The 20586-nt window shown below is 61.2% G+C and carries 23 protein-coding genes; 13 read left to right on the top strand and 10 right to left on the bottom strand.

All coding sequences use genetic code 11. The features are described from left to right. The first annotated feature begins 132 nt into the window (after positions 1-132). Complete coding sequence (locus tag JKV55_RS09585; protein WP_237332795.1) at positions 133-1803, top strand: AMP-binding protein; 1671 nt, start codon at positions 133-135, stop codon at positions 1801-1803. A 157-nt stretch (positions 1804-1960) separates the two neighbouring features. Here the strand turns inward: JKV55_RS09585 and JKV55_RS09580 are convergent, their stop codons facing one another. Then, positions 1961-2890, bottom strand: coding sequence for a LysR family transcriptional regulator (locus JKV55_RS09580; RefSeq protein WP_202084648.1), 930 nt, complete (start codon positions 2888-2890; stop codon positions 1961-1963). A 203-nt stretch (positions 2891-3093) separates the two neighbouring features. Beyond that, complete coding sequence (locus JKV55_RS09575) at positions 3094-3771, bottom strand: DUF2982 domain-containing protein (RefSeq protein WP_202084646.1); 678 nt, start codon at positions 3769-3771, stop codon at positions 3094-3096. Between the two features lie 57 nt (positions 3772-3828). Here JKV55_RS09575 and nfsA point away from each other — a divergent pair, with 57 nt between their 5' ends. Continuing rightward, positions 3829-4554 (top strand): oxygen-insensitive NADPH nitroreductase, encoded by a 726-nt coding sequence (gene nfsA, locus JKV55_RS09570; RefSeq protein WP_202084643.1) that lies wholly within the window; start codon positions 3829-3831, stop codon positions 4552-4554. Here nfsA and JKV55_RS09565 read toward each other — a convergent pair. Together JKV55_RS09565 and JKV55_RS09560 are read right to left on the bottom strand one after the other, a co-directional pair. Next, positions 4551-4994, bottom strand: coding sequence for a universal stress protein (locus JKV55_RS09565; RefSeq protein ID WP_202084641.1), 444 nt, complete (start codon positions 4992-4994; stop codon positions 4551-4553). The genes nfsA and JKV55_RS09565 overlap by 4 nt on opposite strands. Before the next feature lie 41 nt (positions 4995-5035). Continuing rightward, positions 5036-6022 (bottom strand): YeiH family protein, encoded by a 987-nt coding sequence (locus JKV55_RS09560; protein ID WP_202084639.1) that lies wholly within the window; start codon positions 6020-6022, stop codon positions 5036-5038. Positions 6023-6213: 191 nt separating this feature from the next. On the opposite strand from JKV55_RS09560, the gene JKV55_RS09555 reads away from it, so the two are divergent. From JKV55_RS09555 to JKV55_RS09540, 4 genes are all read left to right on the top strand, one after another. After that, positions 6214-6414, top strand: coding sequence for a hypothetical protein (locus tag JKV55_RS09555; protein ID WP_202084637.1), 201 nt, complete (start codon positions 6214-6216; stop codon positions 6412-6414). Positions 6415-6486: 72 nt separating this feature from the next. Next, entirely contained in the window at positions 6487-6621 is a 135-nt protein-coding gene (locus JKV55_RS09550) for a TIGR02808 family protein (protein ID WP_202084635.1), read from the top strand. A 433-nt stretch (positions 6622-7054) separates the two neighbouring features. Continuing rightward, positions 7055-7567: a phosphohistidine phosphatase SixA gene (sixA, locus tag JKV55_RS09545; RefSeq protein ID WP_202084633.1), complete on the top strand. Its 513-nt coding sequence runs from the start codon at positions 7055-7057 to the stop codon at positions 7565-7567. 30 nt (positions 7568-7597) lie between these two features. Then, on the top strand, positions 7598-7807 hold the full coding sequence (locus JKV55_RS09540) for a DUF1107 domain-containing protein (RefSeq protein WP_202084631.1): 210 nt from the start codon (positions 7598-7600) through the stop codon (positions 7805-7807). 91 nt (positions 7808-7898) lie between these two features. On the opposite strand, the gene smrB is transcribed toward JKV55_RS09540, so the two are convergent. Continuing rightward, a complete protein-coding gene (gene smrB / locus JKV55_RS09535) occupies positions 7899-8423 on the bottom strand; it encodes an endonuclease SmrB (RefSeq protein WP_202084629.1) in 525 nt (174 codons plus the stop codon). A gap of 50 nt (positions 8424-8473) precedes the next feature. Here smrB and prmB point away from each other — a divergent pair, with 50 nt between their 5' ends. The 5 genes from prmB (at position 8474) to JKV55_RS09510 (ending at position 12599) form a co-directional block, all read left to right on the top strand. Continuing rightward, the gene (gene prmB / locus JKV55_RS09530) at positions 8474-9394 is read left to right on the top strand and encodes a 50S ribosomal protein L3 N(5)-glutamine methyltransferase (protein WP_202084627.1); all 921 of its coding nucleotides are present in this window, start codon (positions 8474-8476) and stop codon (positions 9392-9394) included. Between the two features lie 22 nt (positions 9395-9416). Further along, positions 9417-10499: a chorismate synthase gene (aroC, locus tag JKV55_RS09525; RefSeq protein WP_202084626.1), complete on the top strand. Its 1083-nt coding sequence runs from the start codon at positions 9417-9419 to the stop codon at positions 10497-10499. 138 nt (positions 10500-10637) lie between these two features. Beyond that, entirely contained in the window at positions 10638-11162 is a 525-nt protein-coding gene (locus JKV55_RS09520; protein WP_202084618.1) for an elongation factor P hydroxylase, read from the top strand. A 15-nt stretch (positions 11163-11177) separates the two neighbouring features. Further along, positions 11178-12302, top strand: coding sequence for an ATP-NAD kinase family protein (locus tag JKV55_RS09515; protein WP_202084616.1), 1125 nt, complete (start codon positions 11178-11180; stop codon positions 12300-12302). Further along, complete coding sequence (locus tag JKV55_RS09510) at positions 12303-12599, top strand: YfcL family protein (RefSeq protein WP_202084615.1); 297 nt, start codon at positions 12303-12305, stop codon at positions 12597-12599. Positions 12600-12775: 176 nt separating this feature from the next. On the opposite strand, the gene JKV55_RS09505 is transcribed toward JKV55_RS09510, so the two are convergent. Both JKV55_RS09505 and JKV55_RS09500 read right to left on the bottom strand, forming a co-directional pair. Beyond that, positions 12776-13204, bottom strand: coding sequence for a YMGG-like glycine zipper-containing protein (locus JKV55_RS09505; RefSeq protein ID WP_202084613.1), 429 nt, complete (start codon positions 13202-13204; stop codon positions 12776-12778). A gap of 200 nt (positions 13205-13404) precedes the next feature. After that, a complete protein-coding gene (locus JKV55_RS09500; RefSeq protein ID WP_202084612.1) occupies positions 13405-14511 on the bottom strand; it encodes a GNAT family N-acetyltransferase/peptidase C39 family protein in 1107 nt (368 codons plus the stop codon). A gap of 139 nt (positions 14512-14650) precedes the next feature. Here JKV55_RS09500 and JKV55_RS09495 point away from each other — a divergent pair, with 139 nt between their 5' ends. Next, positions 14651-16117, top strand: coding sequence for a RimK family ATP-grasp domain-containing protein (locus tag JKV55_RS09495; protein ID WP_202084610.1), 1467 nt, complete (start codon positions 14651-14653; stop codon positions 16115-16117). A 100-nt stretch (positions 16118-16217) separates the two neighbouring features. Here the strand turns inward: JKV55_RS09495 and JKV55_RS09490 are convergent, their stop codons facing one another. Genes JKV55_RS09490 through msrA form a run of 3 tightly spaced genes read right to left on the bottom strand, consistent with a single transcriptional unit; the run spans position 16218 to position 19423 of the window. Then, on the bottom strand, positions 16218-18326 hold the full coding sequence (locus tag JKV55_RS09490) for a putative bifunctional diguanylate cyclase/phosphodiesterase (RefSeq protein ID WP_202084608.1): 2109 nt from the start codon (positions 18324-18326) through the stop codon (positions 16218-16220). 9 nt (positions 18327-18335) lie between these two features. Continuing rightward, the gene (gene msrB / locus JKV55_RS09485; protein WP_202084607.1) at positions 18336-18806 is read right to left on the bottom strand and encodes a peptide-methionine (R)-S-oxide reductase MsrB; all 471 of its coding nucleotides are present in this window, start codon (positions 18804-18806) and stop codon (positions 18336-18338) included. A 2-nt stretch (positions 18807-18808) separates the two neighbouring features. Next, the gene (gene msrA, locus JKV55_RS09480) at positions 18809-19423 is read right to left on the bottom strand and encodes a peptide-methionine (S)-S-oxide reductase MsrA (protein ID WP_202084605.1); all 615 of its coding nucleotides are present in this window, start codon (positions 19421-19423) and stop codon (positions 18809-18811) included. 188 nt (positions 19424-19611) lie between these two features. Here msrA and JKV55_RS09475 point away from each other — a divergent pair, with 188 nt between their 5' ends. Further along, on the top strand, positions 19612-20391 hold the full coding sequence (locus JKV55_RS09475; RefSeq protein ID WP_202084603.1) for a TSUP family transporter: 780 nt from the start codon (positions 19612-19614) through the stop codon (positions 20389-20391). Positions 20392-20586: the final 195 nt, after the last annotated feature.

The following is a 20586-nucleotide window of genomic DNA, read 5'->3' as shown; positions in this document are numbered from 1 at the left end:
CGGTGGGCGACTTCCGTCGCAATAAAGCCGATATTGTGAATATCATCAAGCACCTAGCCGGCCTGATGCTGGTGCTTTCCGCCGTTTTTGTAATACTGTTGTTAATCTAGCCCTGCAGACACAAGGATAGTTATGAGCACACATACCGATAAGCTGCCTCTGGAAATGCTCTATTACTGGGCCGAACACAAGCCCCACGATATCTACCTGCGTCAGCCCAAGGACGGCCACTGGTACCAGTACAGCTGGGCCCAGGTGCTGGAGCAGGCGGCCCGGCTGGTCGGCGGCCTGCGGGCCCTGGGACTCGAGCCGGGAGATAAAGTGGCCCTGTTGTCCAAAAACTGTGCCGAATGGTTTATCTGCGACTTTGCCTTGCAGATGGGCGGCTTTGTCAATGTGCCCATCTATCCCACCGCCGGGGCCGAGACCGTGCGTTATGTGCTGGAGCACAGCGAGAGCAAGGCCATCTTCACCGGCAAGCTGGACGATCCCGGCATGCAGGAGCCGGGCATTCCCGATGGCATCATGCGCATCAGCATGCCTTATCCGTCCACCATAGAGACCCACCATCACTGGGCGGATCTGCTGGCCCAGGCGCCCATCACCGAACGGCCGGTGCCGGAGCGGGATCGTCTGATGAGCCTGGTGTATACCTCCGGCAGCACCGGTAATCCCAAGGGCGTGATGATCTGCTTCGGGGCCTATGCCGCCGCCTGCCAGGGCATATTGCAGACCACCGGCCTCAGCAGTGAGGATAGGGCCTTTTCCTACCTGCCGTTGTCGCATATTACCGAGCGGGTCTACATCCTCGGCGCCAGCCTCTACGGCGGGGTGCCGGTGGGGTTCGCCCAGAGCCTGGACACCTTTATCGACGATGTGAAAACCATCTCGCCCACGGTGTTTGTTTCGGTGCCCCGGCTATGGACCAACTTCCGTAGCCGTATCCTGGAAAAACTGCCTCAGAAAAAACTGGATCTGCTGCTTAAGCTCCCCTTCATCTCCGGCCTGGTAAAGAAGAAGATCCGTGCCGGCCTGGGCTTGAGTGCCGCCCGTATCCTCGGTTGCGGCTCGGCGCCGGTGTCGCCCTCGCTGCTGCGCTGGTATGAAAAGCTGGACATGCCCATCACCGAAGCCTGGGGCATGACCGAGAACCTGGCCTATTCCACCCTCAACTATCCCTACCGTTCCGACAAGGTCGGTACCGTGGGCAAGCCCGGGGTCCGGGTGGAAATCCGCATAGCGGACAATGGCGAGGTGCTGTGCCGTTGCCCGGGAATGATGAGCGGCTACTACAAGCAGGAGTCCGCCACCCGCGATACCCTGCAGGACGGTTGGCTGCATACCGGCGATCAGGGCAAGCTGGATGCGGAGGGCTATCTCACCATCACCGGGCGGATGAAAGACGCGTTTAAAACCGCCAAGGGCAAATATGTGCTGCCGGTGCCGATAGAAGCTCAGTTGATCGAGAATGAGCTGATCGAACAGGTATGCGTGGTAGGCAGCGGCCAGGCCCAGCCGATGGCCCTGGTACAGCTGGCAGAAGGGGCGCAGCAGCGGCAGAAGGGGATCATCGCCGAACAACTGGCGGCCACCCTGGGGCAGGTTAACCAGAAGCTGGAAAGCCACCAGCGGCTGGGGGGCATACTGGTGATGCAGGCACCCTGGACGGTGGACAACGACATCATGACGCCCACGCTCAAGATAAAGCGCCACCTGCTGGAGCAGAAATACGCCGAGCTTGACCAGCGCTGGCCGGGCGGGCAGGTGGTGCTGTGGGAGCAGGATTTACCGGGGGTAAGCTGATTGTTGCAAAAATGGAATAATGACTTTTTTCGTTTTACAGAATAACTGCTAATCCATCCGGGAGAGCTATGTTACCTTTTTGTTCAAGCTTACTTACATTTATCTTTTGTTAGTGGAATCGGGCAGACGGAAGCTGCCCATTTTTTTTGCCCGCATCTTACTCCTCCTCGCTTTTATCCTGCCAGTTTCTGACCCAGGTCGATGCCAGCCGCTCGCGCATGTGCTTGTCGATAAACTCGATAAAGGTATTGAGCCGCACCGGTGCCAGTTCCCTGTTGTGATAGACCATATGGAAGGGGCGCTTCCCGCCCAGCCAGGGTGACAGTACCGGACGCAGCAGGCCGGCATTCACGTGGTGGGCCACATAGTGCTTGGGCACGTTGACGATACCCAGGCCCTGGATGGCGGCCTTGACCGCCGACTGCATCTGGTTGACCGACAGCCGGGCCACCGGTTTCAGGTGAAAACGGCGTCCGTCTTCATGGGTCAGCAGCCAGTTACGATGTGGCCAGCACTGGATGATATGATGCTGGTCCAGCTCTTCCGGCAACACCGGCATGCCCTGCTGCTCTACGTAGTGGGGAGAGGCGAACAGACCGTAGTGCACCTCGCCCAGGCGACGGGCCCGCAGGCTCGAATCGGGCAGCTCGCCACTGAAAAACACCACGTCCAGATCCGTATCCAGCAGGCTGGTGTAGTCGTTGCTTTGCAGCAGCTCGATGCGGATTGCGGGATAACGCAGACAAAATTCGGTGATGCCGTCGATCAGAAAGGTGTTGGAAATGGCGATGGGCGCGGCCACCTTGATAAGGCCGCTCATGCGCTGGCTTTGGCCCTGGATGTCGCCGGTCACCTGCTCCATTTCGGTGAGCAGCGGGTTCAGCCGCTCGAAGTAGCGTCGGCCTTCCTCGGTCAGCTGCAGCTTGCGGGTAGTGCGGCTCAGCAGCTTGCAGCCGAGCGATTGCTCCAGGGCCGAAATGCGCCGGCTGAGGGTGGCGGTCGGCATGCCCAGCTGGGCGGCGGCATGGGAAAAGCCGCCCTGCTGCACGACTTTGACGAATAAATAAAAGGCATCCAGGTTTTTCATGGGGCGGGCCTTGGTGCCGTGGGTGATACAAGCATGGAGGGACTCTATGCGAGGGACGCGCGCAGATCCAGTGTTTTTGGCCGACGGAAGTGGACCGAATGCGGCCCAATACCACAAGGGTCGAATTTATTCGGCCGAACACTGCGCCGTTGGTGGATGGTCCACTGCAATGGACCCGCGACCAGCCCGGCGTCCGCCGTAGATCAAGACGGCTGCAGATAACGGCGCATCAGCGCCACAAAGGCGGTAGGCTCCCGATCCAGGTTGGACTCGTGTACCAGCAGATCGTAGCCATAAAGCTCGCGCAGATGGGTCATGCGGTGGCCGAGCATGGCGGGCAGGCCGTCATAATGCCGGCCGTTGGCCGAACGATAATGATTGTCCTCCACCAGCCAGTCTTGCAGCCGGCTGCGACTGACGGCGCCGTGGCGCAGGGCCATGGCCAACAGGGGCCGTTGATCGGTCAGCAGGTGCACCGTCAGGCGCGGTGTCATCAGCGGCAGGAATTCGTCGTAGTCACGGATCTTGATGCCGATATAGGGCAGTTCCACCAGCTCCAGCCCCGAGTGCAGCCGGGGTTGATCGACCCGGACGATGTTGCTCCAGTGCAGGCTCCAGCCGCCGATCTTGTGATGAAAATGCAGGTTGTCGGCACTCAGGGAAAAGCTGTATACCGGTTCGCGCAGCTTGAGAATACCGAGAGTCGTCATCACCAGGCCGGCCAGGAAGAGGAAGATCACCACCAGATGGCCACGCCCGCCCAGCCAGTAAAGCACCCCGGTCAGTACCAACATCACGGCCATGCCGGCCAGGGTGAGGGCCAGCCCATGGCGGCGCGACATGGGCTCTATGTGTTGGGTTTCCCGCACCGTCTCTCCCATTTGGGGCGTGATTCCATTAAGGTGATGATACACGAAGACCGCCAGCAAGAGGTAAAAATGACAACCGCCATCGAGGTGATGCGCCGTCACAGATCCATCCGCAAGTTCACCGAGCAGCCCCTTTCCCGCGAACAACGGGAGGCGATTATGGCCGCCGCCCAGGCTGCGCCCAGCTCCAGCTTCCTGCAGGCTTCGGCGGTGATCCGGGTGACCGATCCCGAACTCAGAGGCCGGCTGCTGCCCCTGTGCGGCAATCAGGCCTATGTAGTCGGGGCTGCCGAGTTCTGGGTATTCTGTGCCGATTTCCACCGCCACCTGCAGTGGGTGCCCGCAGCCAAGACCGGCTTTGCCGAACAATTGCTTATCGGCGCCATCGACACCGCCCTGATGGGGCAGAATGCGCTGACGGCGGCGGAGTCACTGGGGCTGGGCGGGGTCTTTATCGGGGCGGTACGCAACCACCCGCATGAGCTCAGCGAGCTGCTGGCGCTGCCCAAGGGGGTGATTCCCCTGTTCGGGCTCTGTCTCGGCCACCCGGACCAGGATCCCGAGCCCAAGCCACGGCTGCCCGCGGCCCTGATGTTCTTCGAGAACGGCTACCCGGCGCACCAGGACGAGGCCCTGATGGGAGACTACGACGAGCGGGTGCGCCACTACTATCGCTCCCGTACCGGCGGCAACAAGGACATGAGCTGGACCGGGCAGATAGGGGAAACCCTGGCCAGGGAGGCGCGTCCTTTTATGCTGGAGTTTCTGCACCGCCAGGGATTCTGCCTGCGTTAGTCTCCGCTGGTGTCGGACAACTTGACCACCAGCAGGTCGCAGTTGCTGATATCGAGAAAACCCACGGTGTGGGAGAAAAGATGACCCAGGAAATGATGCTCGAGCTGGTGGCCGCAGATCAGCAGATCGGCGTTTTTTTCCTTTACCGCCAGGCGCACCGCCTGGCGGACATCGCCACTCGGCAGAGAGACACTGGCCACCTGATGCTGGGCGTCCTTGAGCATCTGCATGATCTCGTGGCCGCTTTCCAGCCGCAGCTTCATCTTGAGCTGGCGCAGATCCATGTTCAGGCTGCCCACGTAGATGCCGCTGACGTCCGGCTCCACATGGACGATATGCAGCCCGGCCTGGTAGCATTCCGCCAGTTCCACCGCCCGCTTCAGCAAAGGCTTTTCCCTGTGGTTCAGCTCCAGGGCCACCAGAATATTACGATAGGGCATCTCCGCCTCCTTTTAACCGGCGGCGTCGTGTTCGCCGGTGACTACAGCCAGGATGTCGCCATATGGGTCACTATCAGCCCGCTGACCACTAAATGCAAGAACAGGATGGCGGCCAGTACCAGCGGCTTCCAGCCTACCGACCCGAGCCCGCCGAGCCGGGTACCCAGTCCCAGCGCCGCCATCGCCATGGTCAGGGCCCAGGTATCGAGATGCTTGATGATGGCGACCCAGATCGGCGGCAGACTCAGCAGAGAATTGCATACCACCACGGCGATAAAACCGAAGGCAAACCAGGGGAGGGGCGCGCGTACCGCCTGGGTGCCGCTTTTGCGACCGAGCCAGCTGCCGAGCACCAGCAGCACCGGCGCCAGCATCATTACCCGGGTCAGTTTGGCGATCACCGCCGTTTGCGCCACATCATCGCCCATGGCGGTGCCGGCGGCAACCACTTGTGCCACTTCATGCACGGTTGCGCCGGTATAGATGCCCATGGCCTGGGGGGAAAGCCCGAGCCAGGGATAGAGCATGGGATAGACAAACATAGCCAGGGTGCCGAACAGCACCACAGTACCCACGGCCACCGTGGTTTGTTGGGGCTTGGCGCGGACCACCGGCTCGGTGGCGAGGATGGCGGCGGCGCCGCAAATGGCCGATCCCGAGCCCACCAGCAGGCTGGTAGTAGCATCCAGGCCCAGCCAGCGACGGCCCAGCCAGTAGGCCAGTGCCAGGGTGGAGAGCAGCATCACCGCATCCACCACCAGGGCGCCGGCGCCGACCTCGGCTACTTGCTGCAGGGTGATATGGATGCCGTAAAAGGCAACCCCGATACGCAGCAGCCTTTTCTTGCAGAACTCCAGGCCGGGTTGCCACCCTGGCCGGGCCAGGTTCGGCAAGGCATTCCCCAACACCAGGCCAATCAGGATGGCGAAAATCAAGGGACTGATGGCGGTGCCGAATTGTTGGGCCAACATCATGCTGACCGCCGCCAACAGTGCGGCGAGACCTATCCCCCGGATAACGATAAGCATGATCATCCCTTTTCCGTAACTGGTATGGCGGCAGTGTAGGGCGGTGATTTAATTAATAAAAATTGAAGTTTTTTAGTTTCATAATCAATTTAATTGATTTATTTTTTTGTGTGCATTTTTATTGAGTTTTGTGTGCATGATGACAGGGGGAATTGGGTTGTGCTAATCTTGCGCGATTGGGAGGGCCGTACATGATCCTTATTCTTAGCTTGGTGGCACCCTTGTTTGGGGGGCTGTTTTATATCGCCGCACTGCAATGCGCCTTACCGCCGCGTCGTTGGGCCCTGCTCGGCTGCCTGTTCGGCCCGGCGGCACTTCCCCTGTTTATGGCCAGGCGGCGCTGGTCGCTGGTGTGCGCCCGCGGTATGGGTTATGCCCTGCTTCGGGCCTGATTTGATCTTGCGCAAGGCCTGACAGTTCTCTTCTGCTAGACTGCCCCCATCGGGATCTGCTTGGAGCATGTTATGAGTGCACTGGAAAAATTAATCTGGAATGTCTTGGGTTATACCGCTATGCCATTGATTTTCTTGACAGGTTTTATCGGCGTGTCGGTAGTGACCTGCCTTATCCTGATGTGGATGGATAAGCGCAAAGGCTGAGTGTGCCTTTGTTGATTAAGATCAAACCGGCGAACAGGCAGAGTGCTTATGCTTAAACCCGTTGGCGCCACGTCAACAAGCTGATGATCACCTGGGTGATCTCAGATTCTGGTTTCTGTTCACTCGTTAGTATGTAATCTTTTTGACTGGCCTTCCCGGCCAGTTTTTTTGCCCGCTTTTCACCAAAATGTCATCAACACCGGGCACACTTTGACGCTGCCGGAGCCTGACTGACCTGCCTGACTGTGCTCATGTCCGAAAAAGCGAATGATTTTCGGTGGAGTTGTGTTCTTTATGTTATAGCTAAGATAAGAACAAAAAAGAGTTCCCGCCGCTTGGTTAAAAGGTGAGCTGGATCCTTGAGCATAACGAAACGCAGGGGTATGATGCCCGCCGTTTATAGAGGCGGGGTTCGCCTGAAAGTGAGGTGGAGATGAATATCTTTATCATGCGCCACGGCCAGGCGGCACCGGAAGCATCCAGTGATGCTTTACGACCTTTGACCGGACAGGGAAGGGATGAGACCTGTTTGATGGCGCAATGGCTGGCACGGCAAGTGCCGGTGTTTGATCGTGTGCTGGTCAGTCCTTATCTGCGAACCAGGCAAACCTGGCAGCAGGTATCCAAGCATATAACGGGAACCCAGGTGGAGTGTTGCGAAGAACTCACTCCCAATGCCGATGCGGACATTGCCGCCAGCCTGCTGCTGGCCTATGGCGACCTGCACCGGCAGGACAACCTGCTGGTGGTCAGTCACATGCCGCTGGTCGGTTTTCTGGTCGAGAGTCTGTGTCCGGCAACCATGGCACCGATTTTCGTGACCTCGGGTATCGCCAAAATTATCCTCGAGCAAGGCCAGGCGCCCGTGTTCAACTGGCTGGAGGGGCCGCACAACGTCCGTCCCCATTATGAGCAGCCTTGTCACCTTCTCGGGTCTTTAGGGTAGTGATAATAAGGAAATAAGCAGAGGTGAATCATGCGTATTTTTAATAAATATCAGCCTTTGTTGATTGCCAAGTATGTAAAAACCTTTTTCAGCGGACGTTTATACATTCGTGGCAGAGGCGCCTTCCTGTATGCCAAGGGAATGCTGGTGATGCCGGCTCATGCCGATGAGCGTCACCGGGTCACGGTACAGGAAATCAATAGTTTGATTGGTCGTCTGCAGGAACCGCAAACCGCCTGATGGCCACGGTTCGACCCTACAGAGGTTCCGTCGAACCGGCGCCGTGCTACCCGCCGTAGGGTCCATCAGTGGACCTTATCGATTCCGGCGTTCAGATGTCGGTCTTGAGCAGCACCAGCAGGGCGGCGTCGCCGCCCCATTCCCGGGTGGCCTGATGAAAGGCCAGCACCTGAGGATGCTGGGCCAGCCACATCGGCAGCCGTTGCTTCAGGATATGCTTGCCGTGACCGTGCATGATGGACACGCACCGGGTGTGCCGGCGGCGGGCCGCCAACAGCAGGGCCGATAACTCTTCCTTGGCCTGATCCTGGGTCAGGCCGTGCAAATCCAGAAACAAATCCGGTACATAGTCGCCCCGCCGCAGCTTTTTCAGCTCATGGGCGGACGTCTCCGGCTGCCGGAAACGGGTGGGGCCGTCCTGATCCAGATAAGGCTCGTAGATATCGGAAAACGGATGGGCTTCGGCACTGTCTTTACGCACTATTTGCCGCTGTGCTTTCACCTTGACCGGCGCCCGGTGCGGACTTATGGTATCCTGCTTCAATTTGCGGACACCCTGCACCGCCTCCTTAAAGAGCGCTTTTTCGTCGTCTTTGGGGGGGGAGGTGGTGGTCATGTCTGCGTCCGATTATTCAAAAACAGCCATTTTATCGAGGCGGAGGGGTTTTGGACACGCTTTTTAATGATGAGGCGCTCACCGAGCTGCACACCATCGGCGACTGGTTGCGCTTTGCCGTCAGCCGTTTCCAGCAGGCCGGCCTGTTTTACGGCCATGGTACCGACAACGCCTGGGATGAAGCGGTACAACTGGTGCTGCCGTTGTTGCACCTGCCGCAGGACTGCCCGCCCCAGGTACGCGATGCCCGCTTGCTGCCGAGTGAACGCAAGCAACTGCTGGAGGCCCTGCAACAACGGGTAGAGCAGCGCATTCCCACCCCCTATATCACCCACACCGCCTGGTTTGCCGGTTACGAGTTTTACGTGGACGAGCGGGTCTTGATCCCGCGCTCGCCCATCGCCGAGCTCATCGACACCCGTTTCGCGCCCTGGCTGGCCCACGACCCGCTGCGCATCATGGACCTGTGCACCGGTTCCGGCTGCATTGCCATCGCCCTGGCCCATGCCTTCCCCGACGCCGAGGTGGACGCCCTGGATATTTCCCGGGAGGCGCTGGACGTGGCGGAGATCAATATCCAGAACCATGGCCTCGAACAACAGGTGATCCCCATCGAGTCCGACCTGTTTGCGGCCCTGCCGGCCGGCGACCGGTATGATCTGATCGTGGCCAATCCGCCCTATGTGGACGACGAGGACATGAGCGACCTGCCCGAGGAGTTTCGTCATGAGCCCGAGCTGGCGCTGGCTTCCGGCAGCGACGGCCTGGACTTTACCCGCCGCCTGCTGGCCCAGGCCTGCGACTTTTTGACCGACGACGGCGTGCTGGTGGTGGAAGTGGGCAACAGCCAGATCCACCTGGAAGACGCCTATCCCGAACTGCCCCTGTCCTGGGTCGAGTTTGAAAAGGGCGGCCACGGCGTTTTCGTGATCAGCCGGCGTGATCTTTTGCCCTTCCGGAACCAGTTTTAATCTCATATAAGGAAACGAATCAATGGCAGGGAACAGTATCGGAACCCTCTTTCGTGTCTCCACCTTCGGCGAGAGCCACGGCCCGGCCCTGGGCGCCGTGGTCGACGGCGTGCCCCCGGGCATCGAACTCAGCGAGGCGGATCTGCAGCAGGATCTGGACAGGCGCAAGCCCGGCACCTCCCGCTTTACCACCCAGCGGCGGGAAGCGGACCAGGTCAAGATCCTGAGCGGCGTGTTCGAAGGCAAGACCACCGGCACCTCCATCGGCCTGCTGATCGAAAACACCGATCAGCGCTCCCAGGACTACTCCGCCATCAAGGATCTGTTCCGGCCGGGCCATGCCGACTACACCTACCACCAGAAATACGGTTTCCGCGACTACCGCGGCGGCGGCCGTTCCTCGGCGCGGGAAACCGCCATGCGCGTGGCGGCCGGCGCCATCGCCAAGAAGGTGCTGGCCCGGTTCGGCGTGTCCATCTATGCCCACCTGACCCAGCTCGGCCCGATCAAGGCGGAAGCCTTCGATCAAAGCATCATCGAGACCAACCCCTTCTTCTTTGCCGATGCGGGCAAGCTGGAGCAACTCGACGAATACATGCGCGAGCTGAAAAAAGAGGGCAACTCCATCGGTGCCAAGATCCAGGTGGTGGCCCAGGGCGTGCCCGTGGGCCTGGGCGAGCCGGTGTTCGACCGGCTGGACGCCGACATCGCCCATGCCCTGATGAGCATCAACGCGGTCAAGGGCGTGGAAATCGGCGACGGCTTCGCAGTGGTCGAGCAGAAAGGCTCCGAGCACCGGGATGAGATGACCCCCGAAGGCTTTACCAGCAACCATGCGGGCGGGGTATTGGGGGGCATTTCCAGTGGCCAGGACATCGTCGCCAGCATTGCGCTCAAGCCGACGTCCAGCATCATGGTGCCGGGCAAAACCATCGACGTTGAAGGCAACCCCACCGAGATGGTGACCCGCGGCCGCCACGACCCCTGCGTCGGCATCCGCGCCGTGCCCATCGCCGAGGCGATGCTGGCCATAGTGCTGCTCGACCACCTGCTGCTGAACCGGGCGCAGAATGCCGAGGTCGTGACCAGCACGCCCAAGCTGTAGGGTCAATTTATTCGACCGAACACGGCACGATCCCACCCGTAGGGTCGAATTTATTCGACCGAACCACGGCGTCACGCCTCTTGTGTACCCCTCGCGAGTGAGTAAAATAGCGGCCCTTAACAGAGGGCCGCTTTTATTATGTCATTTTGTTACCGGGATCTGATTTTCCTGTTTAACCAATGCTTCGCCGACACGTACAATACCTGCCTTGAGCTGGGGGATGACGAGCCCATTTACCTGCCGGCAGACGCCGGAGTAAGCCATCATCGCATTATTTTTGCTCATGGTTTTTTTGCCAGCGCCCTGCATGAAGTGGCCCACTGGTTGCTGGCGGGGGAGGCCAGGCGCACCCAGGTGGATTACGGCTACTGGTACCATCCCGATGGCCGTGATGCGCTGGCCCAGCAACAGTTCGAGGCGGTGGAGGTCAAACCCCAGGCCATCGAGTGGGCGTTGTCGCTCAGCTGCGGCTTTCCCTTCAACGTCAGTTGCGACAACCTCAACGGCAGCGTGGAGCCGGATCGCCACGCCTTCAAGGCCCGGGTGCGGCAGCAGGCCTTGTGCTATCTGGAAGCGGGGTTTCCCCCCCGGGCGCGGGCCTTTATGACGGCATTGCAGCGCCACTACCGGCAAGCCGCGCTGACGGCGGCGGATTTTGGCTGAGAGCTGAGGGCAGAGATGTTTAAGATAGGCTTGATTATCAATCCGTTGGCCGGCCTGGGCGGCAGCGTGGCACTGAAAGGCAGTGACGGCCTGGCCGAGCAGGCCCGGGCCCTGGGCGCCGAGCCCCGTGCCCTGCAGCGAAGCGCCCTGGCCCTGGCGGAGCTGGCGGAGCTGAAAGATCACCTTATGATTTATACCGTGGCCGGTGACATGGGCGAAACGGTGTGCCACGCCCTCGGTTTGCCCTTTGTCGTCTGTTACCAGCCTGCCAGCCCCAGCACCGCCGAGGATACCCACCGGGCGGTGCCGCTGTTGCTGGAACAAGGCATCGATCTGCTGCTGTTCGCCGGTGGTGACGGCACCGCCCGGGACATCTGCGCCGAGGTGCCGGAGCGGCTCTGCGTGCTCGGCATTCCCGCCGGGGTGAAAATCCATTCCGGCGTGTACGGGGTGACGCCGGCCGGCACCGGTCGGCTGCTGGCCAGGCTGGTGCGCGGCGAGCCGGTAAGCCTGGTGGAAGCGGACGTAATGGATATCGACGAAGCCGCCTTCCGGGAAGGGCGGGTGCGGGCCCGCCGTTATGGTGAAATGCGGATTCCCGGCGAGCTCAACTATGTGCAGGCGGTGAAAGTCGCCGGCAAGGAATCCGCCGAGCTGGTGCTGACCGACATTGCCGATGACATCATCGAGCGGATGGAGGACGACAGTTATTACATCATGGGATCGGGCACCACAGTGGCGGCGGTGATGGAGCGGCTCGGCCTGGAGAATACCCTGTTGGGCGTGGATCTGGTGTACCAGAAACGCCTGATTGCCTCGGATCTGGACGCCAGAGGCCTGTATGAACGGATCAAGGATAAGAAATGCAAGCTGGTGATCACCCTGATCGGGGGCCAGGGCCATATTTTCGGCCGTGGCAATCAGCAGCTCAGTCCCCAGGTGATCAGAGCCGTGGGGCGCGACAATATCTGGCTACTGGCGACCAAATCAAAGCTTAACTCGCTTCATGGGCGCCCGTTGCGAGTGGACACCAATGATCCCATGCTTGACCGTGAACTGGGCGGTCTGATCCGGGTGATCACTGGCTATCATGATGAAGTTCTGGTTCGGGTGGCAAACCCGGAATACGAGGCTCAATAAATGAATATTTTTGAATTTGAACGGCTGCTGCTGGCAGAAATCGATGCTCAGGTGGCCGAGGCCAGCGACGATCAGCTGTTTGCCGGTGGCTACCTGCGCGGGCACATCACCCTGGCGGTGGCCCAGAGCGAGTTGTCCGGCCGCAACCATATCCGCGATGTGAAAGCCCGGGTCAAGACCAGCCTCAACCAGGCCATTCTGAGTGGCGAGCTGAACGACGACGACCAGAAACTGGTGCTGGGCTTCTGGCTCAAACTGGTGGACAAGGTGGAGCGGCAGGCCGCATCCGCCGAATAAACCCCACAAACCCGGCCCTGGCGCCGGGTTTTTTATTTCCGCCCGCCGCCGGGGTTACGTCAGTCGAGCGACTACGGCACCAGCCTTCTCACAGGGGCGGATTTGTTCGGCCAAATCAGGGCGCAGGTATGATGGCGAAAAAGCGAAAGGCCCGGTTTTCACCGGGCCTTGGTATATCAGTCATGCCAACGGCGGTATTTCTTCTTTTTTTTCTTGCCGTGGTAATGATGGTGGTGCACAACCTTGCGGTTGTCGCCGGACTTGGCGCCCAGGGCGGAGCCGGCGGCACCGCCGATGCCGGCGCCGATCACCTGGCCGCTGTCGCCGGCCACGTTCTTGCCGAGCGCAGCGCCACCCAGGGCACCCACGGCCCCGCCCAGGGCGGCTTCGTTCTTGTTGCCCCGGTTGGCGGTGGCGGCACCACCGGCGGCGCCGCCCAGGGCGGCTCCCACCAGGGCGCCGGTGTCACCGGCCATCTGTTTGCCGATAACGGCGCCGGCGGCCCCGCCGGCCCCGCCGCCGATGATGGTATTGAGGGTTTCGCCGGCCATGGCGGGCGCTGCGCCGAGCAGCAGCAGGCTTAAGGTAAGGCTTTTCTTCAACATGCAGACTCTCTGTCAGGCTGTTCAACTTGGACGAACTATACATGGGCAACGCCGGAAGGGAAGCGGCCAGGGTGTGGTATTGTTTGAGTCCCCTTGTGATGATTTATTTTCAACTTATTGTTTTTAAATAAATTTTAATTTGTTGTGCCACAACAGGCGATAAGCTGTGCCCGACAGCTCCTGTCCGTGGCGGGAGCGGTTCAGTTCTTGTACACCCACACCAGGGTGCGCAGGCCGTTCTGGCCGTAGCGGGCCAGGCGGTCGAAGCGGCTGCGCTCTATCGGCAGGTACTGCTTGTCGACCGGGCTTTCGCCGGCGTCGTCGTCGATATCCGGATCGTGGATATAGACGAATTCCTTGTCGATGGCGCACACCAGCACCCAGTGGGGAGCCTTACGGCCGTCCAGGTGGTAGGTGCTGATCAACACCAGCGGCAGCCGGCCCCGGGCCAGCCCCTGCTCCAGCTGCTCCAGGCTGAAGCTGCCGTACTGGGGGCGGATGCCGAGCTCGGCCATCTGGGCCAGGAACTGCTCGTGCACCCGCTCGAGGATCAGCTTCTTGTCGGGGGTGCGCACGCTGCTGACGAACAGCGGCCCCTGCAGGTTCAGCATCAGCTCCACTTCGAAGCCGCGCCGCTTGGCGGCCAGGGCCAGGCCGTGGGGGCCGCAGCCGCCGTGGCCCCGGGTCATGAAGATGGTGGTGGCCTCGCGCCACAGCTGCAGCTCTTCGTCGATTTCCGGCCGGTAGCGCGAGTCCAGGGCGCTCACCGCCATCATCAGCGACGCCGGCCCGCAGGTGAAGTCGGTGGTCTGGCGGTAGTAGGGCACGGCCTTGGTACCGGTGAGGGGATGATAATGGTGGATGCGCTTCTGGTAGCGCAGGGCGGTCTGGTGATCCTCATAGTAGTCGTGGAAGACCCCGAACTGGCGATAGCCGAGCCGCTGGTACAGGTTCTGGGCGGCGGTGTTGTCGGCGCGCACCTCCAGCCGCATAAACACGGCGCCCTTGTCCCGGGCGCCGTCCTCGGCGGCCAGCATCAGGGCGCGCCCCAGCCCCAAGCCGCGGGCATCGGGCGCCACCGCCACCGAATAGACCCGGGCCAGGCGGGTGTTGCGGCGAAACAGTACCAGTATATAGCCCAGCAACCGGTCGCCCAGCTCGGCCAACAGCAGCATGTCCTGGGGATGTTCGATAAAGCGCTGGAAGCTGCGCCGGCTGATCCTGTCCTGCTCGAAACAGCGGGCCTCGAGGGCGAGCAGGGCGGCCAGTTCGGACTTCTGGGCGGGGCGGACGACGGGGGCGGACATAGGTCACCGGATGGGCCAGATGAATACTTTCAACATACGTCAAAAATATTCCGTCAGCGAGCAAATTTCCATGCCCGGCCGGCGGATTTGGGGGTAGAGTGAGGCACACATAACGTCTGCAGCCAACACGGATTTCCCCATGACCCAACTGATCCTGGTGGTCGATGAACTCAGCGCCTGGGAGCCCTATTTTCCTTCCGAAAACCTGGTCGATTTCCAGACCTATCTCAAGCAGGCGCCGGCCAAAAACGCGCCCCGTACCCGGGTCATCAACCTGTGCAAGACCGGCAAGTACCTGTCCAACGGCTATTACTGCTCGCTGCTGGCGGAGGCCCGCGGCCAGCACGTGATCCCCTCGGTGTCCACCCTCAACAACCTGCGCAACAAGGGGCTGTTCGCCTTCGGTTTCGACGGTGTATCCGAGGCGCTCGACCAGTGGCTGGCCAGTGGCGAGCCAGTTAAGCAGCTGAAAATAAAAAGTTATTTCGGCCACTGCCAGGTGCCGGGCCTGGGCAATTTGTGCCGGGAGCTGTTCGAGCGGCTGCCGTGCCCCATCATGGAGCTCGGCTTCAAGCGTCGCTCCCGCTGGGAGCTGACCGGGCTGGCGACTCTGGCGCCCCGGGATCTGGCGGGGGAGGAGGAAGATCAGTTCGCCGACGCCCTCGAAGCCTATTCCCGCATCATCTGGCGCAAGCCCAGATCGGTGAAGCGCTATCGCTACGATCTGGCGATGCTGGTCAACCCGGAGGAAGCGCTGCCGCCCTCGGATCCCAAGGCGCTCAAGCGTTTCGTCAAGGCCGGGGAGCGGGCCGGGGTCAACGTGGAGATGATCACCCGCAAGGACTACCAGCGGCTGGCGGAATACGACGGCCTCTTTATCCGCGAGACCACCGCCATCGACCACCACACCTTTCGCTTCGCCCAGAAGGCGGAGCACGAGGGCCTGGTGGTGATGGACTCGCCCACTTCCATACTGCGCTGCGCCAACAAAATTTTCCTGGCGGAAAGCTTCGCCAAGCACGGGGTGCCCACGCCGAAGACGCTGATGGTCAACCCCAAACAGAAGGACGCCGCCGACTGGCTGGAGCGGGAGCTGGGTTACCCCCTGGTGCTGAAGATCCCCGACGGCGCCTTTTCCCGCGGGGTATACAAGGTGGCCGACCGGGCGGCCCTGGTGGACACCCTGGCCAAGCTGCGCAACGCCTCGGCCCTGGTGCTGGCCCAGGAGTATTTTTTCACCGAGTTCGACTGGCGCATCGGGGTGCTCAACCACCAGCCGATCTTCGCCTGCAAGTATTTTATGGTGAAGGGGCACTGGCAGATTTACCGCCATAACGGCAACGGCCAGGAGGCGGACTCCGGCGGCTTCGTCACCCTGCCCACCTTCGAGGCGCCCAAGGCGGTGATCAACGCCGCCCTCAAGGCGGTCAGGCCCATCGGCGACGGCCTCTATGGGGTGGACATCAAGGAGGGCAAGGGCCGGGTGGCGGTGATAGAGGTGAACGACAATCCCAATATCGATCACGGGGTGGAGGATCTTTTCCTCAAGGACCGGCTCTACGACATGGTGATCGAAGACTTCGTGCGCCGGCTGGAGGCGGACTGAGCCGGCACGACGGCGGGGTGTGCGGCGGCGGCCGGTTTCCGCGATGGCCATCGCGGCCAGGCCCTCGTCATGGATACCGTCATCCCTCCTGGACGCGAGTCTATTCGAGTGGCTTCATCGCCTGATCCGGGCCGAAGCGGGTTGTCAGATCGGCCCAGAGCCCTTTGTCGTGCCAGTTGTCAATCCAGCCGGGTACCTGCCCTGCCGGCATGGGCTCGGCGATGCCGTAGCCCTGGGCGAAGCGGCACCCCAGCTGGAGCAGCAGGGCGCCGAGTTCGGGGCTTTCCACGCCTTCGGCCACCACCGGATGGTGAAAGGTGCGGGCCAGGTGCAGCACGCTGCTGACCAGGCTGAGATCCTCGGCGTTGGTGAGCATGTCGCTGACGAAGCTGTGATCGAGTTTCAAAATGTCCAGCGGCAACTGACGCAGGAAGGAAAGGGCGGACAACCCGGTGCCGAAATTGTCCAGGGCGATTTGCACTCCGAGTTGATGGCACTGTTCCAGCACCCAGGTGACCTGTTCCAGCTGGCGAATGGCGGCAATTTCCTGGAATTCCAGCTCCAGGCTGGCGGGGGGCACCTGAGGGTAGCGTTGCAGGGCCGCTTTCAGCTGGTCGGCAAAGTCCGGTTGCAGCAGGTGATCGGCGCTGATATTGAGGCTGACGGTCAGGTCCAGCCCCTGATGTTGCCAGTCGGCAATTTGTTGCAGCACCGAATTAATCACCCATTGGCCCAGTCCCCACTCCAGCCGGCTGCCGGCCAGCTGGTAAAGAAAAGCGGCGGGGACCAGCAGGCCCAGCTGCGGATGCTGCCAGCGGATCAGGGCTTCCAGCCCGATCACCTGGCCGTTGAGCAGATCTACCTTGGGTTGGTAATAGAGCACAAATTCCTGGTGCTGCAGGGCCTGTTCGATGACTTTCAGCTGGTGGTGGCGGCTCAGTTGCTCGATTTGTTGCTCGAGATCATAAAACTGGTAGCGGTTCTTGCCGGCCTGCTTGGCCTGGTACATGGCCTGATCCGCATGCTGCAGCAGCAGGTCGGCACTGCTGTCGTCGTGGGGGTAAAAGGTGACGCCTATGCTGGCCGAGACCCGGGCCAGGCCATCGGGCAGTTCTATCGGGGTGGCTATGGTTTCCAGCACCCGGGTCAGGATGGGGTGCAGATCCTCGCTGTGCTGCAATTCGGCGAACAGCAGTGCGAATTCGTCGCCGCCCAGCCGGGCCAGGGTATCGTACTGACGCAGTATATGCTTGAGACGACGGCTGATTTCGATCAGCAATTGATCCCCGGCGGGATGGCCGTGCTCATCATTGACCTGTTTGAAGCCGTCCAGATCCAGATAGCAGACCGCCAGCTGGCTGCCCAGGCGCTGGGAGCGCGCCATGGCCTGGAGCAGGCGGTCGGCCAGCAGACGGCGGTTGGGAATGCCGGTGAGGGCGTCGTACTGGGCGATTTGCTCCAGCTCGGCCGCATCGGCCTTGAGCTGGCTGATATCGCTGAACACCGCCACATAGTGACTGATCCGCCCCTCCCTGTTGCGCAGGGCGGAAATGGCCAGCAACTGGGGGTAGATTTCGCCGCTCTTGCGCCGGTTCCAGATCTCGCCCCGCCAGTGATCCTCCGTATTCAGGCTGTGCCACATGGCATCGAAAAAATCGGCGGAATGACGGCCCGAGGCAAAGAGCGCCGGCGTCCGGCCCAGCAGCTCTTCGGTGCTGTAGCCGGTCACCAGGGATACGGCGGGGTTGGCCCTGATGATGCGGTTGTCGGCGTCGGTGATCAGAATACCTTCGTAACTGCATTCGAACACCCTGGCGGCCAGTTGCAACTGGGTCTCGGCCTTTTTCTGCTCACTGATATCGTGGCCGATACAGATCAGCTCACCGTCCGGCAGGGCGATGTTGACCCACAGGCTGGGCAGGGGATGGCCCTGGCGGGTCAAGGGGGCCCATTCACGAAAACGGGAGCCGGCAGGGGCGAGAAAGCTGTCTTTCACCGCCTGGCGAACGGCGTTGTCCGGATACAGCAGGGCCAAGGGATCCGCATGTTGGCTCAGTTCGTCGAAACACCAGCCGAACAGGCGCTCGCACTCATGATTCCATAATACGCAGCGGCCCTGCCGGTCGAAGCCGTTGACCAGCAGCGGACTGTCGATCAGGACCCGCTTGAATTTGTCGAACCGATCTGGATGACCACTGCCGTCCGCCATGGCGCTCTCCTATAAAAAGTCGCGTTCTCCCCGCCGCAGCGGATCCGGCTTGGGCTCGCCATCGCCGCAGAAACTGAGCGAGGCCGAATTCAGGCAGTAGCGCAGTCCGGTAGGGGCGGGGCCGTCGGGAAACACATGACCCAGGTGGCCGTCGCAGCGGGCACAGCGGATCTCGACCCGGCGCATGCCGTGGCCCAGGTCCACCAGCTCGCGAATATGATCCGGATGGTAAGGGACATAAAAGCTGGGCCAGCCGGAGCCGGACTCGAACTTGCAGGCGGAGGAAAACAGCGGCAGGGCACACAGCCGGCACACGTAACTGCCTTCTTCATGGTTGTCGAGCAGGCCACCGCAGAAGGGAGGTTCGGTGCCCTGGTTGAGCAGGATGCGTCGCTCTTCCGGACTCAGGGCTTCGGCCAACTGCTGCAACTGCTCGTCGCTGGGCGGGCTGAGGTCGTAGGGGCTGGGAGTTTGCGCCATGATTACAGATCCTTTTTCAACCGGTGTTTAAAATAATGCTGCACCTTGGCTACCTTGGGCTGAGCGACGGCGGCGATATAAGGCTGATTGGGATGCGCCGCCGCGTAGTTCTGATGATAGCCCTCGGCCGGATAAAACGCATCCAGCGGCTCCAGGGTGGTGACGACGGGGGCCCTGAACACCCCTTGCTCTTCCAGCAGGGCGATATAGTCCGCCGCCAGCCGGCGCTCGTTGTCGTCCCGGTAGAACACCGCCGAACGGTACTGACGACCGAGATCGTTGCCCTGGCGATTGAGCTGGGTGGGATCGTGGGCGATACCGAAGAACACCTTCAGCAGGGTGGCGGGGCCTATCTGGGCGCTGTCGTACTCGATGCAGATGACCTCTGCATGATCCGTGGTACCGCTGCAGACGCTGTCGTAGTCGGCGGTGTCGGCGGTGCCGCCGGCATAGCCGGACACCACGCCCAGCACTCCCTCCAACTGGCGATAGACCGCCTCGGTGCACCAGAAACAACCGCCGGCCAGCACCAGCTGGCGCACCCCGGTATTGATAAAGGCGCGGTCGTCGGCATCGGGAAAATCATTGGGCAGCAGACTCAATACGGAATCCGTCATTTTATTATCTCCTCGTGGGTACGGGGCTAAGTTACCATAGCCGTCCCTCGGGCTGAATGGCGAATGTTACGAGCCGGTGTCGATTGTATATATGAATAAAGGGAATAGGTGTCAGTCCGGGGTTTCGCTGTCGCCCCTGCGCCCCTGCTGTTAGGCTGGGCGCCTTCTTGTTGCAGTACGGTATCATAATGGAACTGGATTTACTGACCCTGGGGCTGCTGGCCCTGGCCGCCCTGCTGGCCGGCTTTATCGACGCCATCGCCGGCGGCGGCGGCCTGATCACCATACCGGCATTGCTGGCCACCGGCATGCCGCCGACCATGGCCCTGGCCACCAACAAGCTGCAGAGCAGCTTCGGCGCCTTTTCCGCCACCCTCTACTACCTGCGGCGTGGCCTTATCGACTGGCGCAGCATGAAATGGGCGGTGGCCTGTACCTTTGTCGGCAGCGTGCTGGGCACCCTGCTGGTACAGCGCATCGACGCCAGCCTGTTGCAGAAGGTGCTGCCCTTCCTGCTGGCCGCCTTCGCCCTTTACTTCCTGTTTTCCCCCCGCATCGGGGATGAAGATCGCCACCGGCGCCTCGGCATGGTCCCCTTCGCCCTGCTGGTGGGCACCGGGGTGGGTTTTTACGACGGCTTTTTCGGCCCCGGCACCGGCTCCTTCTTCGCCTTGGGCTTTATCGCCCTGGCCGGTTTCAACATGGCCAGGGCCACCGCCCATACCAAGCTGTTGAACTTCACTTCCAATATCGCGTCCTTGCTGTTCTTTATCCTGGGCGGCCAGGTGGCCTGGGTCGTCGGCCTGTCCATGGCGCTCGGTCAGATTGTCGGTGCCCGACTGGGCTCGAAGATGGTGGTGACCAGGGGCACCACCATCATCCGCCCCATGCTGGTGACGGTGTCGCTGGTGATGTCGGTACGGCTGTTGTGGCAGCAGCACCCGGAATGGTTCGCCTGGGTGGGGTAGCGGCGTCGATGACGGGGCGGTCCCGTAGGGTCGTCGTAGGGTCGACTTCAGTCGACCGAATCCCGGTGCCGTGGCTGGAATGGTCCGTTGAAACGGACCCTTGTATGTTGAAGCGAGATGAACTGATAGAGTTAAAAACAGTTACCGGGGAGGCCGTTGGACCCTGGAGGCAGCATTCGCTGACCTCGCACGTAG

Source organism: Zobellella iuensis, from assembly GCF_016746085.1.
Lineage (GTDB): Bacteria > Pseudomonadota > Gammaproteobacteria > Enterobacterales > Aeromonadaceae > Oceanimonas > Oceanimonas iuensis.
This window is presented reverse-complemented; position numbering and strand designations above follow the sequence as displayed.